This is a genomic window from Mesorhizobium sp. M0598, from assembly GCF_040320865.1.
Taxonomy (GTDB): Bacteria; Pseudomonadota; Alphaproteobacteria; order Rhizobiales; family Rhizobiaceae; genus Mesorhizobium.
Genome location: NZ_JAMYQL010000074.1, coordinates 1 through 6,333, shown reverse-complemented (window position 1 = coordinate 6,333; position 6,333 = coordinate 1). Strand labels below are relative to the sequence as shown.

12 protein-coding genes are annotated in these 6,333 nt (G+C 61.1%); 3 read left to right on the top strand and 9 right to left on the bottom strand.

The window, feature by feature from the left end; genetic code table 11:
* From NKI59_RS34420 to NKI59_RS34410, 3 genes are all read right to left on the bottom strand, one after another.
* The coding region (locus NKI59_RS34420) for an ADP-ribosylglycohydrolase family protein (protein ID WP_352708986.1) at positions 1-257 on the bottom strand (257 nt) is incomplete at its 3' end.
* Positions 258-260: 3 nt separating this feature from the next.
* A complete protein-coding gene (locus NKI59_RS34415; protein ID WP_352452745.1) occupies positions 261-986 on the bottom strand; it encodes a GntR family transcriptional regulator in 726 nt (241 codons plus the stop codon).
* A gap of 167 nt (positions 987-1,153) precedes the next feature.
* Positions 1,154-1,408: a hypothetical protein gene (locus NKI59_RS34410; protein WP_352452719.1), complete on the bottom strand. Its 255-nt coding sequence runs from the start codon at positions 1,406-1,408 to the stop codon at positions 1,154-1,156.
* A 276-nt stretch (positions 1,409-1,684) separates the two neighbouring features.
* Between NKI59_RS34410 and NKI59_RS34405 the strand changes: the two genes are divergently transcribed.
* Complete coding sequence (locus NKI59_RS34405) at positions 1,685-2,017, top strand: hypothetical protein (RefSeq protein ID WP_352452718.1); 333 nt, start codon at positions 1,685-1,687, stop codon at positions 2,015-2,017.
* Positions 2,018-2,161: 144 nt separating this feature from the next.
* Here the strand turns inward: NKI59_RS34405 and NKI59_RS34400 are convergent, their stop codons facing one another.
* Entirely contained in the window at positions 2,162-2,899 is a 738-nt protein-coding gene (locus tag NKI59_RS34400; protein WP_352708984.1) for a hypothetical protein, read from the bottom strand.
* 378 nt (positions 2,900-3,277) lie between these two features.
* On the opposite strand from NKI59_RS34400, the gene NKI59_RS34395 reads away from it, so the two are divergent.
* Positions 3,278-3,592, top strand: coding sequence for a hypothetical protein (locus NKI59_RS34395; protein ID WP_352708981.1), 315 nt, complete (start codon positions 3,278-3,280; stop codon positions 3,590-3,592).
* Between the two features lie 117 nt (positions 3,593-3,709).
* Here the strand turns inward: NKI59_RS34395 and NKI59_RS34390 are convergent, their stop codons facing one another.
* The 4 genes from NKI59_RS34390 to NKI59_RS34375 all read right to left on the bottom strand — a co-directional run bounded on the left by NKI59_RS34390 (position 3,710) and on the right by NKI59_RS34375 (position 5,305).
* Positions 3,710-3,937 carry a DUF2934 domain-containing protein gene (locus NKI59_RS34390; protein WP_352452716.1) on the bottom strand — a complete coding sequence of 76 codons (228 nt, stop codon included), beginning with the start codon at positions 3,935-3,937 and terminating at the stop codon, positions 3,710-3,712.
* Positions 3,938-4,023: 86 nt separating this feature from the next.
* The gene (locus NKI59_RS34385) at positions 4,024-4,236 is read right to left on the bottom strand and encodes a hypothetical protein (protein WP_352452715.1); all 213 of its coding nucleotides are present in this window, start codon (positions 4,234-4,236) and stop codon (positions 4,024-4,026) included.
* 124 nt (positions 4,237-4,360) lie between these two features.
* Complete coding sequence (locus NKI59_RS34380; RefSeq protein ID WP_023675766.1) at positions 4,361-4,666, bottom strand: DUF1236 domain-containing protein; 306 nt, start codon at positions 4,664-4,666, stop codon at positions 4,361-4,363.
* 342 nt (positions 4,667-5,008) lie between these two features.
* Complete coding sequence (locus NKI59_RS34375; protein WP_352571258.1) at positions 5,009-5,305, bottom strand: hypothetical protein; 297 nt, start codon at positions 5,303-5,305, stop codon at positions 5,009-5,011.
* 168 nt (positions 5,306-5,473) lie between these two features.
* On the opposite strand from NKI59_RS34375, the gene NKI59_RS34370 reads away from it, so the two are divergent.
* Positions 5,474-5,749, top strand: a complete 276-nt coding sequence (locus tag NKI59_RS34370; RefSeq protein ID WP_352452712.1) for a hypothetical protein — start codon at positions 5,474-5,476, stop codon at positions 5,747-5,749.
* Positions 5,750-5,800: 51 nt separating this feature from the next.
* On the opposite strand, the gene NKI59_RS34365 is transcribed toward NKI59_RS34370, so the two are convergent.
* Complete coding sequence (locus tag NKI59_RS34365) at positions 5,801-6,100, bottom strand: hypothetical protein (RefSeq protein WP_352708978.1); 300 nt, start codon at positions 6,098-6,100, stop codon at positions 5,801-5,803.
* Positions 6,101-6,333 lie beyond the last annotated feature (233 nt).

Sequence of the window (6,333 nt, the reverse complement as noted above, 5' to 3'; positions counted from 1 at the left end):
AAGCGGTTACCGGATTCGACCAGGATACGGCCAAGCAGAAGCGCCTGTTCGGTGTCGTCGGTGATCGTTCCAGCGGGAAGCCCCTTCGACACCGGATGGTCGGGGAAAGGAGCAATGAAGTCCTCGACATGACCGTAGAGTTCGGCAATCCGGGCCGGCGACAAAAGCTGCGTCGGCATTCCCAGCGCATCTCCCAGTGCCCCGCCCACAAGCGCTCCCATGGCCCGATCGGTTATGCTCCCGGTGTCGTCCGGCATCTCTCAGAACCTCATATGCAGCGCAAAATGCGCCGGGTTGAGCAGGCTGGTCACATATTCGATCGGCCGGTCATCGGCGGCGCGGGTTAACCGGCGACCACGCAGGAACGGCGTGCCTTGCGGGCAGCCGAGGATTGCGGCATCGTCGGCGTTGAGCATTTCAATGCCGACCCATTCCTCGCCATGGTCGGGAATGAGGCCGGCGCCGCGCAGCGTCTGGTGGAGTGAGCCTTCGCGCAGGCCGCGCAACGGCACGTCCTCCAGTTCGGGTGACAATGGCAGGCGGCTGCGCTCGATGGAGATGGCGTGGCCGTCGCTGGCATTGGTGCGCACCCGGTCGACAGCGATGAAAAACGGGTTTTCTATACCAAGCAGTGCGGCAAGATCGGGGTCCTCGATCACCTCGAGCCGCAGCGTCCGCGTCTCGGCATTTGCGCCGGCGTTGGCGAGCGCCCGCGACCAACCGATTGAGTCATCAACGGGCTTGCCATCGAAGGTGACGAAAGAGCCGATGCCGACCTTGGTGGTGATCAGCCCGCGGCTGGACAGTTCCTCGAGGCCCTTGCGAACGGTGTTGCGGCTGACGGAGAAACGCTGGACGAGCTCGTTCTCGCTTTGCAACCGGTCGCCGAAGCCCAGAACACCGGAGCGGATTTCATGTTCGAGAACCGTGGCGATCTGTTCGGGCTTGCCCGTACCGGGAGACGATGGGACCACGCGGCGGACCATAGGCATACCTGTTCATTGCACCTGTATAGTCCTGTGCAATGTATCTGCAACGCCAGCTCTGTCAACCGACCGCGGAGGGCCACACAGATAGACCAAGCTGCTTGATGGTACCCAGAGGCCATGAAGGCCATACGAGGTGCGGCGGGCAAACGGGGTCGCTGGAGATGTCACTGTTCGCTGCTGGAAGACCCCTCGACTGCCCCGTCACCATCTGCAGAATGCGGCAGGATGCCGAAGTCGCGCGACTTGGTCCCATGCGCCGCCGTCAGGAAACCATCGGCTGTGAGGCCTCGCCTCAAAAGTTCCCGTACAGCGGCCGACCGGCTCGGCATGCGCTTGTCGAAGCGCCAGTTCTCCAACGCCGCCAGTTCATCGGCGGTCAGCATGATCTGCAATCGTTCCGGGCGTTCCAGTTCGGACATCTCGGGCCTCCAGTCATACCAGCCTAAATGCAGCTGAGTTAGTATGTTCCTAATTTTCTGTATAGTTAGGTACGTGAGCAGAATGCGTCAAGGCCTTCAGATCAGCGAGTCATGCAGAAGTCCGATGAAGCGGAACAAGCATCAAATGGGCAATCAACAAAATACGCTAACTATTTGACATAAAACGAGTTTTAAGGAATTTCGCTTGCCAGTCGCGAATCCTGGGCGCATCGTGGAACACGAGGGACAAACCGCTCCTGAAGGGAAGGTTTTTCCATGCGCTACGGATTTTCGGTTCGCCTGCACGAAGACGTCAGTTCCCGAGTTCGGGCTACATTGCGGTCCGGGATTGCCATCAATCTGACTGCTGTCGCCGAAGCCGCGCGACTGCAGAACCTCGCCGAGAATGTTGCGCGCGAAGACATCGAATGGCTCGTCATGCAAGCAGCCCAGCTCTACGGGGCGGCTATCGAGTTCGACGGCTTCGCGGAAACCGATCTGGCGGAGTTTGCGTGCCCTCAGCTGATGCAAAGCAGCCCCGCCGTGGGCTGGGACGCCTTGGAAGACGGAGCGTCCGCTTCGCCGGATCCTGGCCGTCAAACACACTGAGGCGCGTGCTCGTGTGAGCCCCCGCCATGCTGCCGCCACGTGCTCGGCAAAAAAGCCCGCCGCAATGGCGGGCTTTGGACTGCAGGAGGTTTGGTGGACGAAGGCCTCTCGGCCCGGTCCGACATTTCTTCCGATGTATTCGCCTTAGCGGCGGGCGATCAGCAGGCACAATTGGCGCAGATCGCTGTCGTAAGTGCCTGCGCTGCTGAGCACGTCAACGCAGCGCTTCTTCATCCTGGCCAACTTGTCGCCCGACATGTCGGCAACGACCTGGGGCAAGCTGGGATTGTTGGGATTGCTGGGATTGGACGGGCTGCCCGGGTTGGACGGATTGCTTCCACCACCGATCCCGACACCGGCGCCGACATTGATGCCACTGCCGACCCTGACCCCGGCACCTGCGTTAACGCCGCTGCCGATACCTACCCCGGCGCCCGCCGCGATGCCACTGGGACCGCCGATCGTCGCGCCGGCACCGCCGTTGATGCCGCTTCTGCCCCCGACCGATGCGCCGGCGTCCGCGGCGATGCCACTGGAACCGCCAACCGTCGCGCCGACACCGGCGTTGATGCCGCCGCTGCCGCCCACCGAGGCACCGAGGCCTGCCTTGATGCCGCCGCTGCCGCCAACCGTTGCGCCGGCACCGGTGTTGATGCCGCCGCGACCGCCAACCGTCGCGCCGAGGCCGGCTTTGATGCCGCCGTTGCCGCCGATGGATGTTCCAACACCAACGGCAATTCCGTCCGCCGCATTCACGGGCATCGAGAGCATGAAAATAACTGCGCCGCCTGCCACCGCATCGGTGATTGTTTTGATTATGGTGGTCATAACACTCTCCTTGCTGTAGTTGCGCTGAACAGCCCGCGAGATCGCCGGTTGCATACCTACTAATTTGCAAGGATATAATCGGTTTCTTTGCCGATCAACTCGCTGGCTCCATGGTATATTTTCAAAGAACAGCCGCGTGAAATTTGTAGTGAAATTTTCCGAAAGTTTTACTTTGGGATGGCCTCTACCGATTGAAGCGATGCGAGTGTGAGCTGACGGCGCCGTAACAGATGAACGTCGCGACGGTCGGCGGCCAAAAGAAGGCGAATTCCTAATCTGCAAACCACAACATCAAACCTACATACGGCAATAGAACAATGGACCGAGAAGGTCCGCGCTGCGCGGGTTTGCTTCACCGTGCTGCGTCATTTTTGCAGGAACCTTCCATCACCCGGGTTGTTTTCTCCGTAGTCGCCACATGATGATAACCGAATGATGGAGATCAGCATGCTTACGAAAATCCTGACAGCCTCCATACTTGCAGCCGGTCTGGCGACCGCGGCGATGGCCCAGAACGCCGGCTCGGACAACAATGCGCCTGGCAGCGAGAAGAGCATCGTCGTCCAGCCCAAGCCGAACGGTATTGACCCTGGCACGACCAGCAGCACGACGGGTACGACGGGTGCCACGAACTCCAATGCGGATGAAAACTGCCCTGCAACCCCGCAAGGAGCTCAACCCGATGCGTCCAACAAGCCTGCCGGGACGGTTTCACCGACTGTCAACGACAACAATTGCGGTAAGTAGTTAGCCGCGACAATCGGGTTTACAATCGCGGGTGGGCTTACGGCAGCGGGACCGGTTAGGACTGGTCCCGTCCAACCGAACGGCGAGATCCAGCGATGGAATCAAATCCGCTCGAGTTCACGCTTTGCGTGGTCGCGCCTTGGATTTGGTTTCCTCCTTGGCGGCGGCCGGCTTAGGCTGGCGTGCTTTCGGCTTCGGTCGGCTGGCGGTCCCCGGCGCGGCGGTTTCCGCGTCGATTTCGGCGGTAGCCTGATCCCAATGCTGCTGATGTGCCCCATCGGGCCTGCCTGCCTGTTCCCAGATCGCGTGTGCCCGCTGGCGAATCCGTTCCTGCCTGTCCGTCACTGATACCTCCGTCGGCTCGGTTCATGCGTAAGCAACCTTGTTCTAGCTGAAATTTCGACCCGCGTCATGAGCGGCAGGCAACACCGTTATTGAACCTCTCTGTCACACAGGACAGCAACGCCGAGGAGCGCCGCCTTCTTGATGATCAGCCCTTCAAGGTCCGCGTCCGAGCGCTCGGTTCCGGTGCGTTCGCGCAACAGTGCTATCGCCGCCTTCATCGACAGCAGGCCATCGCCTCGTTCAGCAAGCAGTTTGTCGACGGCGGCGGCCACGTTGACCGGCTCGACATGCGGCAGCATGGGAATGGCTCCTTTCCTTGTTTCGAGACGATAAGGGCTCCATCCCGATCGCTCGGGATGGAGCTCTGATTTGGTTATTAGACCGTGACCTTTCCAAACCCGGTTCGCGGTTTGGCAACGCCGATCACTCGATGACCTGCACGATCTTGCGGGTGCCTGGGTCGACGAGCACGGTGCGATTGCCGACGACGACGTATCTGTACCGCACGTCTGGAACATCGATCGGTTGCAGCTCGACCGTATCGGGCAACGTGGAACCGATATTGAGCTCCACCCCCAGAAGACTGATCGACGCAAGCGGGTGCTTGTGGACGTATTCGCGGATGACCGTCTGCTGTTCGGGCGTGACAATCACCTGGTCCGCGGTGGCCACGCCGACGCCGGCAAGCAACGCCAATCCCGCCGCAGCAGGAACAAGGTGGATTTTCATCGTCTACTCCTGTTGTTACGGGCCTCGCCCTTACAATTGCGACGCGGCATTCCGGTCGAAGCGGCGAACCCTCTAGGCAAACGCCCACGCCACCTTGTTGTTCCGTAAGTGGCGGCTAATCGAACAGCGGTGAAGTGCCCGTGCGGTGCGGCGAATGGACTGCGAATGAACTGCGGTGGCCCGCGTCGCAAGACGCGGGCCGATCGGTTTCCCGATCAGCAGCGATACCGGAGGGGGGTGATATCTACTGCGTCTGAAATAACATTTAGGACAAGCTAATGTTCCTAAGCGAGTGCAACAAACCTGCCGGCGCAAGCGGCGCGAAGTTGCCGCTCGTCGCTGCTACTGCTTTGGCGGCTGTGGCGGCACCTCGCCGGGCTTGATCACCGGGGTCCTGCCCTCGTCCGGCGGTGGCGCCGCCATGCCCTGATCGCCCGTTGGCGGGGGCTTCAGGACCCCACCGCATGGCTCGAGCGTATCGGACAAATTGTTGCCGGCCGGCTTCTGCTGCTCGCTGTTCTGATCCGGCAGCTCGACTTTGCAGCGGTCGGATTGCGCCTGTTCGCCCGGCTGCGCGGCCGCCGGCACCGCCAGCAGCAGCGCACCTAGCATATACGGCAAGAAAATGAGCGGTCTCATATCGAGCTCCTTTCGCGCCAGTATCTTCTGAATGTGAAGGCGGGCAGGCGCGATTGGTTCCGTCGTGCGGCAATGCGCCCGGACCGCAGCGGCACGGAACCGGCCGCCAGACTTATGAGTTCAACCACTGAGCCAATTCAGGGCCGCTGACATTATGGAGAACCGGCGATGGAACCGCGCAGGAAAGAACGAACCGACGACGAGACGGAGAGCCCGACGATCCAGCAGCAGGACTGGGATGCCATCCGGAGCGGGAGAATCCTCCCTAACGGCGTGCCGCAAAACGGCGATATTCGCTATGACGTCGAGAAAAGCGGCGAACTGCCGGAGGAGGACGACGATAACGCTTACCAGGAAAGCGACGAGGCCTTGCCGGACGACACCGATGAACGCGTCATTTCGCGCGATCTCGAACGGGAACGTGGTGCTTTCGACGAGGAATGAGCCACCGCCTTCCGCATTCTGCATCGGCGGCCGGATGAAAAACCCTTGCTTTCAGTCCGGGAGGTCGAAGACCGGATCCTGGCAGCGATAGACCGGACATTGACCGTCACGCGTCTTGATATAAGCGGCGCGCGGCACCTGCGGCCAGTCGCATTCATTGCCGAATTGGCGGACGTATCGGTCGTAGGTGTTCTGGCCGGTGGTCAGCACCACCGAGCGATGCCTCTGGATCAGAAGCTGTGTCTGTTCGCACGTCATCGCGCGGCTGTCCGGCCGCGCGTAGGCCGTCGCGGCAAACAAAAGCGCCCCGGCTGTCAGGACTGCCGCTTGTGTCAGGACCTTGGCAAGCATGACACCATCTCCCATTCCTAACGCGCATCTTGGTCGGGCAGCGCCGGATCGAGCCGCCCTGTCGCGAAAGAAAGATCGTACAGAATGCGAGGGAAAATGCAAAAAGCCGGCCGCCCCATTCGGGGGGGCGGGCGGGCACGGAACCTGACGAATTAGTCGGGGATGGGCGGGGGTCTACACCCGTTGACTTTATAACATAAAAGCGCCCCCCAGCCCGAACGACCGGGACTAGG